The sequence below is a fragment of the Arthrobacter sp. B0316-5-4 genome, assembly GCF_059090325.1.
The window spans coordinates 278,482-298,398 of sequence record NZ_JBNHFN010000006.1 but is presented as its reverse complement, the minus strand read 5'-3'; the positions used below and the strand labels follow the sequence as shown (position 1 = coordinate 298,398).

General features: G+C 64.2%; 20 protein-coding genes and 1 riboswitch. Of the genes, 12 read left to right on the top strand and 8 right to left on the bottom strand.

Translation table 11 applies throughout. The features are described from left to right. Positions 1-114: 114 nt before the first annotated feature. From AC5RU9_RS19695 to mnhG, 6 genes are read left to right on the top strand one after another with little or no spacing between them, the layout of a single operon-like run. The gene (locus tag AC5RU9_RS19695; protein ID WP_494017789.1) at positions 115-3,123 is read left to right on the top strand and encodes a Na+/H+ antiporter subunit A; all 3,009 of its coding nucleotides are present in this window, start codon (positions 115-117) and stop codon (positions 3,121-3,123) included. Further along, a complete protein-coding gene (locus AC5RU9_RS19690) occupies positions 3,120-3,620 on the top strand; it encodes a Na(+)/H(+) antiporter subunit C (protein ID WP_494017788.1) in 501 nt (166 codons plus the stop codon). The genes AC5RU9_RS19695 and AC5RU9_RS19690 overlap by 4 nt, the downstream gene beginning before the upstream one ends. Next, complete coding sequence (locus AC5RU9_RS19685) at positions 3,617-5,185, top strand: Na+/H+ antiporter subunit D (RefSeq protein WP_211713615.1); 1,569 nt, start codon at positions 3,617-3,619, stop codon at positions 5,183-5,185. Before AC5RU9_RS19690 ends, AC5RU9_RS19685 begins: the two co-directional genes overlap by 4 nt. Next, the gene (locus AC5RU9_RS19680) at positions 5,182-5,748 is read left to right on the top strand and encodes a Na+/H+ antiporter subunit E (protein ID WP_494017787.1); all 567 of its coding nucleotides are present in this window, start codon (positions 5,182-5,184) and stop codon (positions 5,746-5,748) included. The genes AC5RU9_RS19685 and AC5RU9_RS19680 overlap by 4 nt, the downstream gene beginning before the upstream one ends. Next, the gene (locus AC5RU9_RS19675; RefSeq protein WP_211713617.1) at positions 5,745-6,023 is read left to right on the top strand and encodes an MrpF/PhaF family protein; all 279 of its coding nucleotides are present in this window, start codon (positions 5,745-5,747) and stop codon (positions 6,021-6,023) included. Before AC5RU9_RS19680 ends, AC5RU9_RS19675 begins: the two co-directional genes overlap by 4 nt. Continuing rightward, positions 6,013-6,402: a monovalent cation/H(+) antiporter subunit G gene (gene mnhG, locus AC5RU9_RS19670; protein WP_494017786.1), complete on the top strand. Its 390-nt coding sequence runs from the start codon at positions 6,013-6,015 to the stop codon at positions 6,400-6,402. The genes AC5RU9_RS19675 and mnhG overlap by 11 nt, the downstream gene beginning before the upstream one ends. Before the next feature lie 82 nt (positions 6,403-6,484). Here mnhG and AC5RU9_RS19665 read toward each other — a convergent pair whose 3' ends face one another. After that, the gene (locus AC5RU9_RS19665) at positions 6,485-6,745 is read right to left on the bottom strand and encodes a DUF4235 domain-containing protein (RefSeq protein ID WP_211713619.1); all 261 of its coding nucleotides are present in this window, start codon (positions 6,743-6,745) and stop codon (positions 6,485-6,487) included. Positions 6,746-6,781: 36 nt separating this feature from the next. Next, complete coding sequence (locus AC5RU9_RS19660; RefSeq protein WP_494017785.1) at positions 6,782-7,471, bottom strand: NUDIX hydrolase; 690 nt, start codon at positions 7,469-7,471, stop codon at positions 6,782-6,784. 199 nt (positions 7,472-7,670) lie between these two features. Continuing rightward, positions 7,671-7,807: riboswitch (TPP riboswitch) on the top strand. Positions 7,808-7,884: 77 nt separating this feature from the next. Between AC5RU9_RS19660 and AC5RU9_RS19655 the strand changes: the two genes are divergently transcribed. The 3 genes from AC5RU9_RS19655 to AC5RU9_RS19645 are packed head-to-tail and all read left to right on the top strand — an operon-like array spanning position 7,885 to position 10,870. Further along, positions 7,885-8,505: an ECF transporter S component gene (locus tag AC5RU9_RS19655; RefSeq protein ID WP_494017784.1), complete on the top strand. Its 621-nt coding sequence runs from the start codon at positions 7,885-7,887 to the stop codon at positions 8,503-8,505. Then, complete coding sequence (locus tag AC5RU9_RS19650) at positions 8,505-10,079, top strand: ABC transporter ATP-binding protein (RefSeq protein WP_494017783.1); 1,575 nt, start codon at positions 8,505-8,507, stop codon at positions 10,077-10,079. The genes AC5RU9_RS19655 and AC5RU9_RS19650 overlap by 1 nt, the downstream gene beginning before the upstream one ends. Then, positions 10,076-10,870: an energy-coupling factor transporter transmembrane component T family protein gene (locus tag AC5RU9_RS19645; protein WP_494017782.1), complete on the top strand. Its 795-nt coding sequence runs from the start codon at positions 10,076-10,078 to the stop codon at positions 10,868-10,870. Before AC5RU9_RS19650 ends, AC5RU9_RS19645 begins: the two co-directional genes overlap by 4 nt. On the opposite strand, the gene AC5RU9_RS19640 is transcribed toward AC5RU9_RS19645, so the two are convergent. Both AC5RU9_RS19640 and AC5RU9_RS19635 read right to left on the bottom strand, forming a co-directional pair. Beyond that, positions 10,867-11,466, bottom strand: coding sequence for a GNAT family N-acetyltransferase (locus AC5RU9_RS19640; RefSeq protein WP_494017781.1), 600 nt, complete (start codon positions 11,464-11,466; stop codon positions 10,867-10,869). The genes AC5RU9_RS19645 and AC5RU9_RS19640 overlap by 4 nt on opposite strands. A 55-nt stretch (positions 11,467-11,521) precedes the next feature. Beyond that, positions 11,522-13,642, bottom strand: coding sequence for a penicillin acylase family protein (locus AC5RU9_RS19635; RefSeq protein WP_494017780.1), 2,121 nt, complete (start codon positions 13,640-13,642; stop codon positions 11,522-11,524). A gap of 101 nt (positions 13,643-13,743) precedes the next feature. Here AC5RU9_RS19635 and AC5RU9_RS19630 point away from each other — a divergent pair, with 101 nt between their 5' ends. The 3 genes from AC5RU9_RS19630 (at position 13,744) to AC5RU9_RS19620 (ending at position 17,423) form a co-directional block, all read left to right on the top strand. Beyond that, positions 13,744-14,478, top strand: coding sequence for a siderophore-interacting protein (locus AC5RU9_RS19630; protein WP_494017779.1), 735 nt, complete (start codon positions 13,744-13,746; stop codon positions 14,476-14,478). Between the two features lie 155 nt (positions 14,479-14,633). Beyond that, on the top strand, positions 14,634-16,157 hold the full coding sequence (locus AC5RU9_RS19625) for a UDP-N-acetylglucosamine 1-carboxyvinyltransferase (protein WP_211713627.1): 1,524 nt from the start codon (positions 14,634-14,636) through the stop codon (positions 16,155-16,157). A 66-nt stretch (positions 16,158-16,223) separates the two neighbouring features. Beyond that, on the top strand, positions 16,224-17,423 hold the full coding sequence (locus AC5RU9_RS19620) for a glutamate--cysteine ligase 2 (RefSeq protein WP_494017778.1): 1,200 nt from the start codon (positions 16,224-16,226) through the stop codon (positions 17,421-17,423). Here AC5RU9_RS19620 and AC5RU9_RS19615 read toward each other — a convergent pair. From AC5RU9_RS19615 to AC5RU9_RS19600, 4 genes are read right to left on the bottom strand one after another with little or no spacing between them, the layout of a single operon-like run. Beyond that, positions 17,420-18,022 carry a hypothetical protein gene (locus AC5RU9_RS19615; RefSeq protein WP_494017777.1) on the bottom strand — a complete coding sequence of 201 codons (603 nt, stop codon included), beginning with the start codon at positions 18,020-18,022 and terminating at the stop codon, positions 17,420-17,422. The genes AC5RU9_RS19620 and AC5RU9_RS19615 overlap by 4 nt on opposite strands. A gap of 10 nt (positions 18,023-18,032) precedes the next feature. After that, on the bottom strand, positions 18,033-19,241 hold the full coding sequence (locus AC5RU9_RS19610) for an O-succinylhomoserine sulfhydrylase (protein WP_494017776.1): 1,209 nt from the start codon (positions 19,239-19,241) through the stop codon (positions 18,033-18,035). Continuing rightward, positions 19,242-19,652: a rhodanese-like domain-containing protein gene (locus tag AC5RU9_RS19605; protein WP_211713631.1), complete on the bottom strand. Its 411-nt coding sequence runs from the start codon at positions 19,650-19,652 to the stop codon at positions 19,242-19,244. It lies immediately after the preceding gene. Continuing rightward, a complete protein-coding gene (locus AC5RU9_RS19600) occupies positions 19,649-19,912 on the bottom strand; it encodes a DUF1737 domain-containing protein (RefSeq protein ID WP_494017775.1) in 264 nt (87 codons plus the stop codon). Before AC5RU9_RS19600 ends, AC5RU9_RS19605 begins: the two co-directional genes overlap by 4 nt. Positions 19,913-19,917: the final 5 nt, after the last annotated feature.

Sequence of the window (19,917 nt, the reverse complement as noted above, 5' to 3'; positions counted from 1 at the left end):
ACCCTATGTGGATATCACTGTCCGTGCCCCTTGATAAACTAGGTAAACCGAACCCAACGTATGACCGCTTGCTCCAACTTTTGACAATTCGTTCCTGACTTTGCGGAGAAAACAGTGCTCACAGTTCTCGCCATCACCTTTGTAGCGGCAACTGTGGCGCCCTTGATCTTCCGCGCATTGGGCCGGAATGCGTTCTACGTCCTGGCCGCCGTCCCCGCGGGTGCGTTCGTGTGGCTGCTCTTCCAATATGGACCTGCATATTCCGCTGGCGGCATGGAAGAGATCCTCCCGTGGATTCCCAGCCTGAAGCTGGAACTCGCGTTCCGCATGGACCCCTTGGCATGGATGATGTCCTTGCTCATCCTCGGTGTCGGTTCGTTGGTGCTGGTCTATTGCGCACGATACTTCAAGAACGAAGATCCGTACCTTGGTGGATTCGGAGCCCAGCTGCTCGCTTTTGCGGGAGCCATGTTCGGATTGGTCACCTCTGATGACCTTCTGATGCTCTTCATTTTCTGGGAGCTCACCACCATCCTGTCCTACCTGTTGATCGGTTATGCCCGGACCCGCCTGGCCGCCCGCCGATCGGCGCTTCAAGCCCTGATGGTCACCACAGCAGGTGGGCTTGCCATGCTGGTTGGACTCATCATCCTGGGCCAGGCCGCAGGAACGTACCGGATTTCGACCATCCTTGACCAAGCCGGGTCGGTCATGACTGGACCCATGCAGGGCGCGGTTGCCGCCGCCGTCGTGCTTGTCCTGTCTGGTGCGGTGACCAAATCGGCGCTGGTTCCGTTCCATTTCTGGCTGCCCGGTGCGATGGCCGCTCCCACTCCCGTGAGCGCCTACCTCCACGCAGCCGCGATGGTGAAGGCCGGCATCTACATCGTGGCTCGTTTGGCCCCGGGGTTCGCCGAGTCACAATTCTGGCTGCCTGTGGTCCTGGGACTCGGGTTGGCCACCATGCTTGTCGGCGGGTACCGGGCCCTCCGCCAGACCGACATCAAGCTCATCCTCGCCTATGGAACGGTCAGCCAGCTCGGCTTCCTGACCATGGTGGTTGGGCTGGGTCGTCCCGATGCGGCGCTGGCGGGGCTCGGGCTGCTGCTGGCCCACGGCCTGTTCAAAGCGGCCCTCTTCCTGGTGGTGGGCATCATCGACCACCAGTCCGGAACGCGCGATATCCGCAAGCTTTCCGGCGTCTTCCGGTCTTCACGGGCACTGGGCGTCGTGGCCGCCATTGCCGCAGCGTCCATGGCCGGTGTCCCACCCTTGGCAGGTTTCGTCGCCAAAGAGTCGGTCTTTGAGGCTTTCGTCCACTACGGGACGGGCCATGACGCGCCGGCTTGGGGCATCTGGATTCTGGTCGGCCTGGTGATCGGATCGATCCTCACCTTCGCCTACAGCGCCCGATTCATGTGGGGTGCGTTCGCCACGAAGCCCGGTGTGGAGCCCACACCGTTCAAGCCCATCAAACCCGCGTTCCTGGCCGCCCCCGCCATTCTGAGCTTGCTCACGATCGCCTACGGCCTGTGGCCGGTGCCGGTGGACACGTGGATCCAGCCTTATGCGGCGTTGTTCGCCGACGGCCCGGACGCGGTCGACGCCGGACACCTGGCTTTGTGGCATGGCGTCACCCCGGCTTTGGGCCTGACAGCAATAACGTTCGCGGCCGGCGCCGCGATGTTCTACGGACGCAACCTCGTTTCCCGAGCCCAAGGCCTGGTCCCGGACTGGGTGGATGGCGACCGCGCCTACCAGAACACCATTGGCGCCTTGGACGATGTTGCGGTGTGGGTCACGGGCCGTACCCAGCGTGGTTCGCTGTACTTCTACCTGGCTGTCATTCTGACGGTCGCCTTCGCCGTGCCGGCGACCGCTCTGATCATGGCCAACAAGCCCTTGCCGGATGGCATCTATTTCATCGACCCCAATTCCCCGCTGCAAATGGTGGCCGGGGCAGGCATCGTGGTGGGCGCACTGGCTGCCGTCCGCGCCAACAAGCGCTTCCTTGCCGTGCTCATGGTGTCCGTGACGGGCTACGGCATCGCCCTCATGTTCGCGCTGCAGGGCGCCCCGGACCTCGCCCTGACGCAGATGCTGGTGGAAACCATCGTGCTGGTGGCCTTCGTGCTGGCCATGCGCAGCCTGCCCGCGGAGCTGCGGGACAGGACCGGCGGCAGGCTCAGGGTGATCCGCGTGATCATCGGAGCGGCCTTCGGCATCACCATGATCTTCGTGGCGATCTACGCCATGGGCGCCCGCGTGGCTACCCCTGTCTCCCTTGATTTCCCGCGCTTGGCCTATGAAGGCGGCGGGGGATTGAACGTGGTCAACGTGACCCTCGTGGACATCCGCGCCTGGGACACATTCGGTGAGATTTCCGTGTTGGCCATTGCCGCCACGGGTGTCGCCAGCCTGATCTTCGTCCGCAGCCGTGGCGACCGTATCAAGGCCTCCGAAGCGGTGCCCGAAGGCAGCGTGGGGCGCCGCATCGGCGTCGAACGCGGTTCCCGTGCCAATGCCACGCTTGCCGTGGCGAAGAAGTTCACCGACGTGACCCGCGACGTCTGGCTCGTTGCCGGCCGCACCTTGGCGCCTGAGCGCCGTTCGATCATTTTCGAGGTTGTCACCCGGCTGATCTTCCACTCAATGATCGTGTTCTCCATCTACCTTCTCCTTGCAGGACACAACCTGCCCGGTGGCGGCTTCGCGGGCGGCCTCACCGCTGGACTCGCCCTGACCATCCGCTACCTCGCTGGTGGCCGGTTCGAGTTGAGCGAGGCAGCGACAGTAAGTGCCGGAACCCTTTTGGGGACGGGTCTTGCGACGGCGGCCGCATCCGGCGTGGTCCCGCTCTTCCTGGGCGGGCAGGTTTTCCAAAGCGCCATCATCGAGTTCTGGCTTCCGGTGTTCGGCAACATCAAGTTCGTCACCTCCACCATTTTTGATATTGGGGTGTACATCGTGGTGGTGGGGTTGGCGCTTGATGTCCTCCGCAGCCTCGGTGCCGAGATCGACGAGCATTTTGAGGGCCAAGGCTCACCGCTGGCAGAGGAAGATGCTGCCGGGCTGGCCGAAGAAGCAGCCGAATCAGCCGCATCCGGGAAAGGTACCGCATGAGCATTAACCTGACCCTGCTGATCGTGATGGGCGTGCTGTACGCCTGCGGCATCTACTTGATCCTTGAACGCAGCCTGACGCGTGTGCTGCTGGGATTGATGCTGCTGGCCAATGCCACCAACATCCTGATCCTGAGCACCGGCGGTTATGCGGGGCTGGCGCCCTTGTACAGCAAGGAAACAAACCCCGAGGCTTACAGCGATCCCTTGCCGCAGGCACTGATCCTGACGTCGATAGTGATCTCGTTCGCGGTGACCGCCTTCATGCTGGGCATCATCTACCGGACGTGGGTCCTGGCCCGCCAGGACGAGATCCAGGACGACCTTGAGGACGTTCGCGTGGCCAAGACTCCAAGCTTCGACGCCGAGGAGGACGCCATTGTTCCGTTGGAAACCTCGGAGTTCGCCGTAACGCCCATCACGACGACGGACCGGAGCCATCCGGAAGCCACGGAAAAGCCGCACACCAGCACCACCCAGGAAGGAGGCAGCGCGTGAATCTCGCGAGCCTGTCGCCGCTAGCAGTCCTCCTGCCGATCCTGGGTGCAGCACTCGCATTCCTGTTGATCCGGCACCACTCAGCCCAGCGGGCGGTGAGTATCGGCATCCTGAGCGCCACCCTCCTGCTCGAGTGCCTGCTCCTGGTATCCGTGTGGAACGGCGGCACCACGTCCGTAACCCTGGGCGGTTGGCTGCCTCCATGGGGCGTCGTCCTTGTGGTGGACCAGTTCTCCTCGCTGATGCTGGTTGTGTCCACCGTGGTGAGCCTCGCGGTGTTGATCTACGCCACCGGCCAGGGCATGGCTGATGGCGACCAGGAAGCGCCGGTCTCGATCTTCCACCCCACATACCTGATCCTGGTGGCAGGCGTGTCCAACGCGTTCCTCACCGGGGACCTCTTCAACCTTTATGTCGGCTTCGAGATCCTGCTCACCGCAAGCTACGTCCTGATGACCCTGGGCGGGACGGGGCCACGCATTCGTGCCGGCGTCACGTACGTGGTTGTTTCCGTCGTGTCGTCCGTGTTGTTCCTGGTGGCCATCGCCATGATTTACGGTGCCACTGGAACCATCACCATGGCGGACCTGGCGATAAAGCTCGCCGAATTGGACCAGGGGACCCAGAACCTCCTGCATGTCATGTTGCTGGTGGCGTTCGGTATCAAGGCCGCCGTGTTCCCGCTGTCCTTCTGGCTTCCCGACTCGTACCCAACAGCGCCGGCTCCCGTCACCGCGGTGTTCGCTGGTTTGCTCACCAAGGTGGGCGTTTACGCCATGGTCCGCACCGAGACGTTGCTGTTCCCGGGAGATACCCTCAACGTCCCATTGATGGTGGTGGCGTTGCTGACCATGGTGGTGGGTATTTTGGGCGCCTTGGCCCAAAGCGACATAAAACGTCTCCTGTCCTTCACGCTGGTGAGCCACATCGGGTACATGGTGTTCGGCCTCGCCATGAGTTCCGTCGCAGGCCTGGGCGCCGCTGTCTTCTACGTGGCGCACCACATCACCGTGCAGACCAGCCTGTTCCTGGTAACTGGCCTTATCGAGCGCCGGGGTGGCAGTTCGTCGATCGACCGGCTGGGTGGCCTGGCCAAACTCTCGCCACTGCTGGCATTGCTGTTCTTCGTTCCAGCCATGAATTTGGCAGGCATACCGCCCTTCTCCGGCTTCCTCGGCAAGCTGGGCCTCCTGCAGGCCGGCGTGGAACTGGGCACACCACTGGCCATCACCTTGGTGGTCGGCGGCGTGGTCACCAGCCTGCTGACGCTGTTGGCCATCGCCAGGGTCTGGAACAGGGCGTTCTGGCGCAAGCCCGAGGACGCCGAATACCCGGATCCCGTGTTGTTGGCCAGTGGGAACGTCGGGGTGCTCCCGCGGACCATGGTGGGTTCGACGGCGGGACTGGTGGTTTTCGGGGTGGCGCTGACGGTGTTCGCCGGGCCGCTCTTCCACCTCGCGGATGGTTCCGCGGAGATCATGCTGGACCGATCGGCCTACATCCATTCGGTCCTGGGCGATGCAGTCGAGGTTCCGGCGCTGCCGCAGACGGGTGGTCCCAAATGAGCCGTAAACCGAACTCCTTCCGTACCGAGCTGCCTCTGCTCATCTGGTTGGTCATTGTCTGGGGTGCATTGTGGCGGGATTTCAGTCCGGGCAACCTGTTGTTCGGTGCCTTGATCGCGGTGCTGGTGGCAAAGTTCTTCTACCTTCCTCCGGTTGAGCTCAGTGGCAGGTTCAACATTCGGCGGGCCATCCCGTTTGCCCTGATGTTCCTCGCCAAAGTGGTGGCAGCGAGCTTCCTGGTGCTGTACCTGGCTGTGGTCAAGGGGCCAAAGGTGCGCAGCGCCGTCGTCGCCGTTCCGTTGCGGAGCCACTCCGACCTCATGGTGACGGCAACAGGGCACGTCATCTCGCTGATTCCAGGCTCGTTGGTGGTGGAAGTGGACCGTTCGACGTCCACGCTGTACCTGCACGCGCTCAACATTTACCAAGAGGCTGACATCGATAAGATCCGTCAGGAAGTCCAGAACATTGAAGCCGGCTTGATCCGCATCATGGGCACCCGCGAAGAAGTCCAGGCGCTGGGAGCCGAGATAGGTTCCGGAGTGAAAGGGGCAGCCCTGTGAAGGAAATCGTCCTCATAGTTACGGCCGTGATTCTTAGCCTGGCTGCTGCCGGCGCCATTGTGCGGATCGCGATCGGTCCTTCCCTGCTGGACCGGGTTTTGGCCTCAGACGTTTTGCTGGCCATTCTCGGCGCAGCCCTCGCGATCGACATGGCGGTGAACCGGCACCTGAATAACCTGATGCTGCTGGTGGCGCTGGCCGTGATTGGCTTCATTGGTTCGGTGACGGTGGCCCGCTTCGTGGCCGAGCGGAGGGAACAGAGCAATGAGTCCTGATGCCACCGGCGTGGATGCCGTCATCGATATTGTGACCGCTGTGTTCCTGGTGGTCGGAGCGCTGATGTCCCTTGGCGCAGCGGTCGGTTTGCTGCGTTTCCCTGACCTGATGAGCCGCATGCACGCAGCTACCAAGCCTCAGGTCCTGGGCTTGTTCCTCATGCTGGCAGCTATAGGTCTCCAGATGCGGACCTGGTGGGTTTGGCCCGTGCTGTTGGTGGCGTGGATATTCCAGCTGCTCACCGCACCCGTCTCGGCCCACATGGTGGGGCGGTCCGCGTACCGCACCAAGCATGGCCACCGGGAGATGCTCACCAAGGACGAACTAGAGGCCGTTGTTCAGCGGGCAGCTGCGGGTCAAGCCGACCACGAGCGTTAAGTTAACGCGGGGTCATTTCCGGCCCATCCCGAGGGGATGTAGTGGCTGGAAATGAACCCGCGTTGCCTTGGACGGTGATGCCCTAGACGATGTCCTGGGACTTCGCGAAGCGGGCGATTGCACGCTGCGTGCCCCTGCTGGCAAGCACCTGGATGAGTGTGCTCACGAATGCCGAAATCAGGGCGAAGGTGAGGGCGGAGCGCAGGCTCGTTTCCATGTCATCGTTGCCTACGGGCGGCTTGTTGCCTGTGGCCTTTTCCCACCCTTTGTTGACGAGTTTTGTTCCGACGAAGCCCGCCCCGAGGCTCACTCCGGCGCCGATCAGCTTGAAGAAGAGGTTCATGCCCCCAGCCTAGCCGCAACGGGTGGGCCGGCAACGCTAGCGGCGGCTTTCCCGTTCCTTAAGGAACGCGGTCAGGGAGCCTACGGGTGCCAGCACGGGTACGACAGGGTGGTCGGCCGACCACACGGCGTCGACAGTCCCGTATTCGGCGATTTCCTTGAGGAGATAGTAAGTGGGCGGCATCAGTTTCAGGGTGCCTGCCGCTTCCGCCGCGAGGATTCCCTCTACCGGCATCCACAAGGATTGCCACGCTTCAGTTGTTTGGTGGTGTGGTGCCATGTCCGCCGACGGCTTGGCCACGTAGAAGAACGTGTCGAACCGCTTGGGCATGTCGATCGGGGTAATCCAGTTGGCCCACGGGCGCAGGTCACCGGCGTCGATGCCCAGCCCGGCTTCCTCGCGGACCTCGCGGATGGCGGCTGTGAGCACGGTTCCGGCATTCCTGGCCGCGTCTTCTGAATCCGCCCCGATGGAGCTTGCCTGCCAGTCCGCCGCGTGGCGCTGGAGCAGTTGGGGGGCGTAGTCCCACCCGGAGTGGTCGGCGGGGTCCACGCGTCCTCCCGGAAACACCACCATCCCGGCGGCGAAGTCCATGGTGCTGACCCTGTGCTGGACGAATGCCTCGAGCCCGGAGGGGGTATCGCGGAGCAGGATGACGCTTGCGGCGAGGCGTGCTTCCGACACGACAGCGTTGCCTGGGAGGCCTGAGCCGGGATGGTCCGTCATGAAGTGTGCCCCTTTGCCGCGGTGGATGTTGCTGGATCATTCTCTCAGGTCCCGTTGCGGGGCCCGCCGTGCAGGGTATGGGCCCAAAGAAGGGTGTTCAGCGGGCCTCGCAACGGTGGAGGTGGGCCGGATTGTGACCGGGCAGCAGTCCCCACCACGGAGGGCAGGTGTAAACTGAACCAGCCCAGCAGGGCAGATTTAATAACGACAGGGGAGCGCCGCCGTCGGAACTTGCAGAGATGCAGGAGCCGCGAGGGCGCTGAGAGTGCGGACAGCCGCAGACCCTCGAACCTGATCCGGTTAGTACCGGCGCAAGGGAGTCGAGCTTCTCAGAGTGTCCGGAACCGGGCGGCGCAGGCCGGCCGGGGAATCCGGGGAGCACTTTCCCCTCCTGTAACTCAGGAGGCAGAAAAATGACCACGGTAAACGTGAAGAAGACCAGTTATAACTGGCGTGTTGTAGACATCGTGGTGGCAGCGTTGATCGCCATCGCCGGCGGCGTGATTTTCTGGGCTTGGTCCCAAGGCGCCGCACTCGTATCCATCCCCATGAACGCAGCATATCCGCCGTTGACGGGCCTGATCGCAGGCGGTTGGATGATTCCGGCAGTCCTGGGCATGCTCATCATCCGCAAGCCGGGTGCTGCCCTGTTCTGCGAGGCGGTCGCAGCTACAGGCGAACTCATCATGGGCTCCCAGTACGGCACCACCGTACTCATCTCCGGCATTCTGCAAGGCCTCGGCGCAGAGCTCATCTTCGCCGCGTTCCTCTACAAGAAGTTCAACCTGCCCACCTCGCTCCTTGCCGGAGCAGGTGCAGGCCTCTTCTGCGGCCTCAACGACTCGTTCCTGCCGTGGGGCTGGAACATCGCCTACGAGGCAATCGACAAGCTCACTTACATCACGTTCACCACAATCTCCGGGGCGATCATTGCGGGCGCACTCTCATGGATTGCCACGCGTGGTCTGGCAAAGACCGGTGTCCTGAGTTCCTTCGCGTCGCGCAAAGCCGCTTCGGAGCCCGTCTTCAACTGATGTCCGCAACCGAACGCGGCGGCCAGGTCCGGCCTGCCGCCATCTCAGCCGAGGGCTGGGGATGGCGGCACGCCGGCAGGGCCACACCCGCCATCCAAGGCCTTGACCTCAGGATCGAACCGGGGGAGCGGGTGCTGCTGCTCGGACCCTCGGGTGCGGGCAAGTCCACGCTCCTGCATGCCCTCGCTGGGGTGTTGGGGGACGAGGAAGACGACTCGGACGAGACCGGCTCGCTGCTGATCGACGGCGTTGCTCCCCGCGAGCAGCGGGGCCGCGCCGGCCTGATGCAGCAGGACCCCGAAACGCAGGTTGTGCTGTCCCGGGTGGGGGACGACGTCGCCTTCGGCGCCGAGAACCTGGCCGTGCCGCGGGAGGAAATTTGGTCCCGCGTCCATGAAGCGCTCGACGACGTCGGGCTGCGCACGGCCGCGGGCGGCGGACTGGCGTTGGACCACCCGACGGCGGCACTCTCCGGCGGCCAGAAACAACGCCTTGCGCTTGCCGGGATTTTGGCGATGCGGCCCGGGTTGATCCTGCTGGACGAACCAACGGCCAACCTGGACCCGGCAGGGGTCCTGGAGGTGCGGGACGCGGTGGGGCGTTGCCTCGATAAGACCGGTGCCACGCTTGTTGTGGTGGAACACCGCGTGTCCGTGTGGAAGGACCTGGTGGACCGGATTGTGGTACTGCAGCCCGGATCCGGCGAGGCGGGAGCGGCGGGCACTCCAGGCGTCCTGTTGGATGGGCCGCCGGAGCAGGTCCTGTCCGAGGCCCGCACCATGCTGATGGCAGCGGGTGTTTGGGTTCCCGGATACGTCCCCGCAACCCGTGCGCGGCGAAGTGAAACCCCTACCGCGCAACTGCTGCTGGCCGCCCAGGATGTGGCAGTCTCCCGCGGGAAAGCTCGCAGGAAAGGCTTCCGGACCATCCCACCCGTTGCCGTGCAATCCGATATCAGCGCCCAGGTCAGGGCCGGGCAAGCATTGACCATCACAGGTCCGAATGGTGCCGGTAAGTCCACGTTCGCGCTCACGCTGGCCGGCCTTTTGGCGCCGGTGGACGGCAAAGTGAGTGCCGCCGTCGAGCTTTCAGAAGGGGCCGGAATCGACCCGTTCAGGTGGAAGGCTGACCAGCTGATTTCACGCATCGGGACAGTGTTCCAGGAGCCCGAGCACCAGTTCGTCACGGGCAAGGTGCTGGATGAGCTGATGTTCGGTCCGAAGCACCTTGGCCACGGCGAGGAACGCGTGGACGAACTGTTGGAGCGGTTGCGGCTCACCCATCTGGTGGACGCGAACCCGTACACCCTGTCCGGCGGCGAGAAGCGAAGGCTTTCCGTGGCCACGGTGCTGGCCGCGCACCCCAAAGTCCTCGTCCTTGATGAGCCCACCTTCGGCCAGGACGCGAACACCTGGGCCGAGCTGGCGTCGTTCCTTTCGGAGTTGCTCGACGCCGGAACAGCCGTGGTCTCCGTAACCCACGACCAGGAATTCAGTGCTGTACTCGGCGGCACGGAGCTGCGCCTGAACCCCGCGGCACGCGCTGAAAGCCGCCAGGAAGCCGGTGCAGCATGAGGGACGCACTGAACCTGCGAGGTAACCATGCCCTGCTGACCAACGCGAATCCGCTGGCCAAGTTCGCCGCGGTCTTCCTCATTTCGCTGGTGCTGGCCCTCTCCATCGACTGGGTGTCAGCATCAACCGCGCTCGTTGCCGAACTGGCGCTGTTCCCGCTCGCTGGGCTCACGCTGCGGCTTTTGTGGCAGCGGGCGTGGCCGTTGATCATCGCGGCGGCGATTGGTGGCTGGAGCACGGCGATCGTGGCGGCTGACAGCGGCGCTGTACTGCTCGACGTCGGCCTGTGGTCCATCAGCGAAGGTTCCCTTGAGCTGGGGCTCGGTTTCATGCTGCGCGGGTTGGCGATTGCCCTTCCGGCGATCCTGCTGATGACCTGCACCGATCCCACGGACCTGGCCGACGCCCTGGCGCAGAAGGCGAAGCTGCCGCACCGGTTCGTCCTGGGCTCCCTCGCCGCCATGCGGTTGGTTGGCCTCATGGCGGAAGAATGGCAGACCATCGGCATGGCCCGCCGCGCCAGGGGTGTCGGTTCGCAAGGCAGCCCGTTCCAGCGGTTGAAAGCTACCCTCGGCCAGAGCTTCGGGCTGCTGGTCCAAGCTGTTCGGCGCGCCTCACGGTTGGCTGTGACCATGGAAGCACGTGGCTTTGGCGGCGGCCAGCGGACGTGGGCGCGCGAATCCACGTACTCTGCGCTGGACATTTGGGTGGTCCTTGGCGGAGTGGTCATCGCAGCGGGTGCCGTGCTGGCCGCTGTGAGTGCCGGGACGTGGAGCTTCGTCTGGCGCTAGCGGGCGGAACGTTCCTGTATTTCATCGAAACCGGCCCGGGTGAGGAACCCCAACTGGGCTTCCTTCTCTGCGAGCTGGACGATGGGTCCACGTTCGAAGCATGTTGCTTCCAGGCGACGCAGGGCCTTGGCGTTGCGTGAGTCGGGCTCCACGACGATCCGGTCCTTGCCAGGCACGGAAAACATGTACTTGATCAGGGACGTGGCCAACCTGGGAGTGAAATGCGGAATGGGCCGGGTGGCCGGAGCCAGCAGCAAGTGCATGCCGATGTCTTCCTCCCGCGCGGGGTAGGCCTCACCCACGGGGTCGTGCAACGGCTCGTAGGTCTGGAACAACGCCAGGGCCTCCCCGTCCAGAATCACCAGGAACGCGTGGTGGGTGTCCAAGGAATCCAGGAATTCATAGATGCCCAGGACTTCCTCACGGGTGTGCCCGGTCATTCCCCAGAACTTGGCGCGCGGCTGGGTCACCCACTCGAAGACAAGCCCTATGTCCTCGTGCGGAAGCAGCGGGACAATCCGCAGGGAACCCCATCCTTCGAGTTCTTCGGAGTAGACGGTGGTGCGGACGGAGAAGTCCTGGGCGGTGGTGGTCATGTCTTCCTTCGGGTGCTGGGGCTGGGTATTCGTGGTGCGACTGGGTGGAGAAGTGTCAGGATGCTTCTTTGCTGAGGGCCGACCACTCGCTGGCCACCGGGGCAAGCTGCCCGGACGTCCACAGGGGCGATTGGTCAGCGAAATGCTGGTGGCCCGGCGTTCCGGCGGCGCCGAAAGGAACAATCCACCGGCTGTTCCGGCGCTCGGACAGGTCCCAGACGTAGCGGGCCACAGGGCCGCGGAAGCTCCGATCATCCACGCCCGGGAGGCTCTCAGTGCACAGCACGCATCCGGTGTCGCCGCTGAGGCCGGCAGTTGGCGCGGCGTCGGCAAGGGAACCGGGCAGGAGATGAACGGCCAGCAGCTTATGGCGGTCACCCCATGACGCTCCGTCCAGCAGAGCCTCTTCCCGCGCCGTGTCTTCAAGACTTGCAGCGGCTTCCACTCCAGCGTCGATGCCGAGCTCCGAACCCCGGAGCAGCAGCGTCTCAAGGGCGAAACCGATCCGGGAGGGAACGGACAACCACGGCCCGAATAGCGGTGAATAGCCTGTGGGGTCGTTCAATGCAGCAAGGGATGGGTGCTTGGCGATGCGTTGGACCAAGGTACCCCTCCACCCGGCAAAAAGGGCCGCGGGCTTGCTGCCGGCGTCCATCCGGCCATCCCAACGAAGCAGTCGTGAGCGCACTTCCTTGGCCTCCCGGGACAGGTCAGTCGGGTCCAAGGCGGCCAGGATCGACCGGTACATCGGCCATGGACCCAGCAGGGTGTCCATGTGGATGGCCTGCATATGGTCAGGAGCAAGAGGCCCTTCAATCGCCTCCAGCAGCTCGCGGATCCGCGCGGCACGGTACGCGGGTGCGAACTCCATTGCGACGGCGTCCCCACCGCCTGCTGCACGGTCATTCGCGCTGACGGCGAACGTTTGTACCGCGGACCGGGGAAGGATCACGTACTGCCCGTCCCACGCATGGCGGGCTGAGTGCGCGGGTGCGGGCAGGCGACGGTTGGCGGGATTCCGCTGGGGGACGAGCCCGGCGACAAACTGCGTCACGGTTCCGGACGTGTCAGCGGCAATCACACTGTTGACGGGCTCCACCCATGCATCCAAGGCCGCTTCCACCGCGGAAACGCTCCGGCTACGCAGCAACGGCAGGAGGGCCTCGAAACCCAACCGCCCCTCAACCCTCGCAGGAAAGCGCAAACTCAAGGCGCCGCCGTCGGGCGTTTCAGAGATGACCGGTCCGCGGGCCGTCTCAAAAATGTCCACGGACACAGACTCACCGTCGCGGACGTGAATGGTCTCCAGATTCACGACGACGGTTTCCCAGCCCTGCTCGCCACGTGCCTCGACGCGCTCGCCGGAGTAGTCCGTGACACGGCGCAGTTCCTCCTCGAAGAGGTCCTGGTAATCGGCCATGGCGTTCGTGACGGCCCATGCGGTGTGCTCCGTCTGGGCGAAGTGCGGAAGGCCGGGAACTCCCGGAAAGGCGAACCCGACGGCGTCGAATTCCGGGCAGCCGAGCCGCACCTGCTGATACACGCCGGGCAGTTCCATCAGACGGTGCGGGTCTCCGGCGATCAGCGGGGAACCGCTCACTGACGCCGAACCATGGGCCGCCCACGCGTTGCTGCCAGACCAAACGGGAGCTTCGATACTGAACAGGCCGACGGCATCCTCGCCGAGGGTCTGTGCGACATGGGCCCGGAACAGCTTGTTGGGGAAGGTGGAGAAAAGGATGTGGTGCACCAGGAAGACGCCAAGGGGGGTCCACGGATTCCAGGGATGGGGAGAGCTCCCGGACTCGGCGAACTCCGGGCTGTCCCGGTACCCGTCAGCCAGCGCGCGGTTGACCCCGTCCACGTACTGGCTGCACCAGCTTTGCGTGTCCGCGTCGAGGTTGTCGAAGCATTGGCGGGCGGTGTCGTCCAACCGCGCTTGCCGGGCGAACCTGTCCCAGCTCACGGCCTCCGCGCCAAGCACTTCGGCGGTGCGGCCTTCGGAACGCCAACGTTCCAGTTCGATCTGCCATGACCGGTCAATCGCCGCATTGCGGCCTTGCAGGAACGCCAGTTCGTGGGCGGATTCGGCCCAGAGGTGCGGGATTCCCCATGTGTCGCGGTACGTTCCGGGACCGCCTGCCGGTCTTGACGGTTGCGTTGGGGCAGGCGTCATCTTCTCGATCCGCTTTCGGGCTTAGGTTAGGCTTACTTAAGTTCAAGATAAGTGGCTTTGGCTCCGTGCACAAATCGTGGCCATTCGTAAAGGAGAGTTCCTTGAAGCGCAATTGGGAAGGCGTGGTCCTCAAGGTGATGGGCGCCAAGGACTTCACCCTCGAGGTGACGGGACGGGAGGAGATCACCCCCGATTTCCTCCGAATCCATGTGCGCGACGGCGGACTCCTGGAGCGCAGTGGACTCCATCCCACCATGTGGATCCGGTTGTGGTTCGATGACTCCGGCAAAGCGCACCAGCGCGCCTATACCGTGGTGAACGCGGACCCGGCAGCCGGTACGTTCAGCATGGACTTCGCGATGCACCAAGGCGTGGCGGCCGATTGGGCCTGGTCGGTACAAGCCGGGGAAACCATCGAGGCAACCGTCCAGGGCAGCTCGTTCACCTTCCCGCAGCCGTCTCCGCGCCGCATCTGGGTGGTGGGGGACCCCGCGTCCATACCGGCCATCAACTCCCTGCTGGACGAACGGGAACGCTGCGCCCCGGGAGCGGCGCCCGTGACGGCATGGCTTGAATACCAGCACGACGCCGATACCTCACTTCAGGTGCGCACGTCCGGTTCCGATGTCGTCACCTGGATTCCACGCAAACGTGACGGGGCTGCGTTGGTGGAGGAAGTCTGCCGCGCCCTTGAGGCGGACGTGGTCTCGGCGTCTGAGGACTTCTTCTGGATTGCCTGCGAAGCATCCAGCACCCGGGCCATCGTCAAGCATCTCCGCAAAGAACTTGGTGTGGACAAGCACCGCATCGATGCCTTGGGATACTGGCGGGCCTAGGACCCCCGTGGCTGGACCCCTCAGAGGTGCCTGACGCTGCCTCGGTGACTGCCGCCGTCGTGCTTCATATCTCACAATCCGGGTACCGTGTGAGATTAACCGCTCAAAGCGAGATTTTCTGGCCACTTCTAGCTCACCTGTGATATTTCTTGGGTATGACGCAAGCTACGCCAGAACACATAGGCCACCTGCTCCGCAACGCTCGGGGCGAAAAGGGCTGGACGCAGGGGCAGTTGGCTACCGAGCTGGGAACCAGCCAAAGCGCAATTGCCCGGATGGAACAGGGTAAGCAGAACCTGAGCCTCCGAATGATCGAACGCCTTGAAGCGATCTTCGGGCGCTCGATCGTCAAAGTCGGCAAACCCCAGATGACGCACCTGCGTGTGGAAGGTGGCCGGACGCTCTCGGGTGAGGTGGATGTCAACAGCAGCAAGAACGCCGGTGTGGCGCTTCTGTGTGCAAGCCTCATCAACCGGGGCACCACCACGCTGCGCCGGCTGGCCCGCATCGAGGAAGTCAACCGGATCGTCGAGGTCCTGACCTCCATTGGCGTCGAATGCACCTGGCTTAACGGCAGCGATCTCCGGATTCGCCGGCCCGAGGTCCTGGACCTCGAATCGATGGACGTCGACGCCGCACGCCGTACCCGCAGCGTCATCATGCTTTTGGGTCCGCTGCTGGACGAGACCAGCGAATACCTGCTGCCCTACGCCGGGGGTTGCGACCTCGGAACCCGCACCGTTGAACCGCACATGCAGGCCCTGCGGCAGTTCGGACTGGCCGTCGAAGCCCGGTCCGGGTTCTACTCGGTTACCGCACCACCCGCCGACGACGACAACCGGTCCTTCGTCCTGACTGAACGCGGCGACACCGTTACCGAGAACGCCATCATGGCCGCCGCCCACCGCGAAGGTACAACGGTCATCCGCAACGCCAGCCCCAACTACATGGTCCAGGATCTCTGCTTCTACTTGCAGGGGCTCGGCGTGGAGATCGACGGCGTAGGAACAACTACCCTCAAGATCACGGGCCGGTCCGCCATCGATGTGGACATTGAATACTTCCCGTCGGAGGACCCCATCGAGGCCATGAGCCTCATCACCGCGGGCATCGTCACCAACTCAGAGGTCACCATCCGCCGGGTGCCCATCGAATTCATGGAGATCGAACTCGCCACCCTGGAGCAGATGGGCCAAAACCTCGAGGTCTCCGGCGAGTACATGGCCCGCAACGGCCGCACCCGCCTGGTGGATGTGACCACCAAGCCCTCCGAACTCCGGGCACCCCAGGACAAGATCCACCCCATGCCCTTCCCCGGCCTGAACATCGACAACCTGCCGTTCTTCGCCGTGATCGCAGGCAACGCCGAGGGCCAGACCATGATCCACGACTGGGTCTACGAGAACCGCGCGATCTACCTGACAGAGCTCAACAAGCTGGGTGCGCAGGTGCAGCTGCTGGATCCGCACCGGATCTACGTCAACGGGCCCACCAAGTGGCGTGCCGCGGAAATCGGCTGCCCACCGGCCCTCCGTCCGGCCGCCTGCCTGCTCCTGGCGATGCTGGCGGCCCGGGGAACGTCCGAACTGCGGAACATCTACGTGATCGAGCGTGGCTACGAGGACCTGGCTGAGCGCCTGAACACCATCGGCGCGAAAATCGAGTACTTCCAGGACTAGCCTGCAGGAATGCGCGCACCCGGCCAACCCCCTGTCGCCCTTGGGCACTCTGGCGCAGAATGAAGTATGCGGACTTTCGGGGTTGAGGAAGAGCTGCTGATCGTCGATCCCGTGACCGGGATGCCCTTGGCCCTTGCGGACGCGCTCCTCGCAGGCCAGGAGGAACCAGGGAAAGCGGAAACGGGTCTGGGTCACGAACTGAAGCTGGAGCAGATCGAGACCCAGACGCGCCCCTGCCACAGCTACGCCGAACTCCTCCACCAGGTCCATCGCGGCAGGGCCATGGCCAACGACGCCGCCCGCCACCACGGCGCCAGGGTGGCTGCGATTGCAACGTCGCCGTTGGCCTCGAACACGCACACCACCCCGGATCCCAGGTACGCCGAGATGCTGGACCGCTTCGGCATCATCGCCACCGAGCAACTGACATGCGGATTCCATGTGCACACCTCGGTGGAGTCGCCGGAGGAAGGCGTGGTGGTACTTGACCACGTCCGCGACAAACTTGCGGTGCTCACGGCCCTTACCGCTAACTCTCCCTACTGGCGCGGGCTCCCCACGGGTTTCGACAGCTACCGAACGCAGGCTTGGAACCGCTGGCCCACTTCGGGCCCATCGGCGGTCTTCGGCTCGCTCACCGCCTACCGCCGGATCGTGAAACGGCTCCTGGAAACCGGCGTGATCCTCGATGAGGGCATGATCTACTTCGACGCCCGGATCTCCAGGAACCACCCCACCGTGGAGGTCCGCGTGGCCGACGTGTGCCTGAGGGCCGAAGATGCGGCACTGGTGGCGGTGCTGGTCCGGGCTTTGGTGGAGACGGCTTCACTGGAAATGCTCGACGGCGTCGAACCCACCCATGTGCCGACGGCGTTGCTCCGGATGGCGAGTTGGCAGGCCAGCAGTTCAGGGCTTCGCGGGGAGTTGCTGGACTTCGGGGATTTCCGTCCCGCACCCGCCGCGGACGTCGTCTGGGCGCTGGTGGACTACGTGAGCCCGGTCCTGGACGACCAAGATGAGCTGGCTCTGGTGAAAGCCGGCATTTCGAAGCTTCTCGAGCGCGGGAACGGCGCCCAGGAGCAACGCGATGCCGCGATGCGCTACAGCGACAGGCGCGGCCACGGGCATAACCCGCCCGGAAGCCCGCCAAGCGGAGAGGCCTTGGCCGCCGTCGTTGGACATGCTGCGAGAGTGACCGTGCAGGGCGCTGGAGCTGATGCGCGCAAGGACCCCGCACCGATGCTGACCATGGTTCGTAGGCCTTAGTTTTCCGGTTCCTCCCACGTCATCAGGTAAGCCCCGGTGGCCCCTTCGATGAGGTAGAAAACCAGCGGCGGAATGTCCTTCTTGGCGAGGAGAATTCCCCCGAATACAGGAGCGCTGGCCGCGGCGGTATAGCCGATCCAGCGCTTGGCGGGCGAGGAAAGCAGGCTCCCACCCAACGCCCCCAGCGCCACAACATGCAGCGCGGAATACAACAGGAACGGCGCATTCGATCCGCGCCGGGCAGCGAAGCGCTCCAGATTAGAAGCGCGGAGCGAGATGCTGTAAACAAAGAACGGGGCGCCGGCCAGCAGCGCGGCCGCAGCGGCAACGGCCCACTTCTTCGACTTCCCGCGTTCTTTATCGGTGCCCGGAACAGCACCAGCGAACGCGGCGAAACCCACCGGCACGGCGACGGTTCCGGCTGCAGTCAGGTGCTGTCCCACCACCCAGCCGCGTCGACCGGCCTGGAGCATCCGCAGCCGTTCCGCTGCGTCCGGGGTGATGTATACGCGGCTGACCGGTGAGACTCCCACGAACCACACCACCGTGCCGGCAACGATAACCGCTCCGGCACGGCGGTAAGGGTAAGTCCCGCTCATGGCAGCAAGGCTAGACCTGTTTGAGGGCCTTCTCCAGATCCAGGATGAGATCGTCCACGTCTTCCAGGCCCACGGACAAGCGAACCACTCCATCCGAGAGGCCAATTGCCGCCCGGCCTTCCGGACCCATGGCCCGGTGCGTCGTGGTGGCCGGGTGGGTGATGAGGGACTTGGAATCGCCCAGGTTGTTGGAGATGTCGATGACGCGGAGTCCGTCGAGCAGCGCGAAAGCAGCTTCCTTGGCCGAACGCCCGGCTGACGGCGAAAGCTCGAATGTCAGCACAGTGCCGCCGGCTTTCATCTGCTTCGCAGCGAGCTCGTACTGCGGGTGCGATTTCAGCAGCGGGTACTTGACCCAGCTGATGGCGGGCTGCTGCTCGAGCCACTCCGCGATCTTCAAAGCCGACGCGGAGCTGTGGTTCACCCGCAGCCCCATGGTTTCCAAGCCCTTTGTCAGTACCCAGGCGTTGAACGCGGATAGCGAAGGTCCGGTGTGCCGCATGAGCTGCTTGACCGGGCCGTCGATGAATTCCTTGGTTCCAAGGATGGCGCCGCCCAGGACGCGACCCTGGCCGTCGATGTGCTTGGTGCCGGAGTACACGATCACGTCGGCGCCCAGCTCACCGCAGCGCTGCAGCAGGGGAGTGGCAAAGACATTGTCGACGACGACGGTCGCCCCTGCGGCATGCGCCAGTTCGCTGACGGCGGCGACGTCGACGATCTCCTGCATGGGGTTCGACGGGGACTCGAAAAACACGGCCGTGGTGGGCTCGGACAGGGCCTCACGCCACTGCTCCAGATCGGGTCCATCGACGAATACCGTCTCCACGCCCCAGCGCGGCAGGATTTCGTTGAGGATCACGAAGCAGGATCCAAACAGGGAGCGGGCAGCGACCACGCGGTCGCCGGCAGCCAGCAGGGCACCCAGGGCGGTGAAGACCGCGGACATTCCGGACGCCGTCGCAAAGCACGCCTCGGTTCCTTCGAGCAGGCGTAGCCGCTCCTGGAAGGTGGCCACGGAGGGGTTGCCGTAGCGGGAGTAGACGAATCGTTCGTCCTCGCCGGTGAAGGCGCGTTCGGCAGCGGCAGCGGATTCGTAGACAAAGCCGGAGTTCAGGAAAACGGGTTCGGACGTTTCCTGGAAGTTGGTACGGTCAAGACCGCCACGGACAGCCTGGGTGTCAGGGTTCCAGCCAGCGGCGTCGGGATTGAAAGTCACTTAGTCGGTCCCCAGGTTCGTCGGTAGGCCACGGTTTTTCCAGCCATTCACAGTGCGCTCGCCGTAGCGGTCGGGTTCGCCTTCAAAGCCCTCAAGGACGTTGTATGCGGTGAAGCCTGCCTGGGTTGCTGCGATGGCCGCGGAAATGGAGCGCTGGCCTGAGCGGCACAGGAACACCAGTTCCACGCCGTCGTCTTCGGGCGCCTGTTGCCGCAGGTCCTCGATGAAGCGTGAGTTGGGGATGCCGCCGGCGAGGTTCCACTGGATGAACAGGGGATCGTTTTCCGTGGCTTTGGTGTCCGGGATGCCGATGTGGGCCCATTCACCCTCGGTGCGGACATCCACCAGGATGGCGCCCGCTTCAAGTTTGGCCCACGCGTCCTGCGGGGTCAGGTCACCTGCGTAGCTCATGCGTGCCCCTCGAATGCTTCGTCGTCGTCGTTTTCAAGCTGGTCGACGGCGTCGGCCACGGCGGCGTCTGCGTTGGCGATCGCCGCGGGTAGCACAATTGCCTGGGCGACGATGACGTCCGTGCCGTTAAAGGTGGCTGCCGGGCTGCCATGGAGCACATAGCCCTCGGCGAGTGCGGAGCTGATCCGCTCGCAGAAATCGCGGGTGTCTGGGCCTGTGATCAGGCGGTAGGAAAGTTTTTCTTCAGTGGGTTCAGGCATCGCTG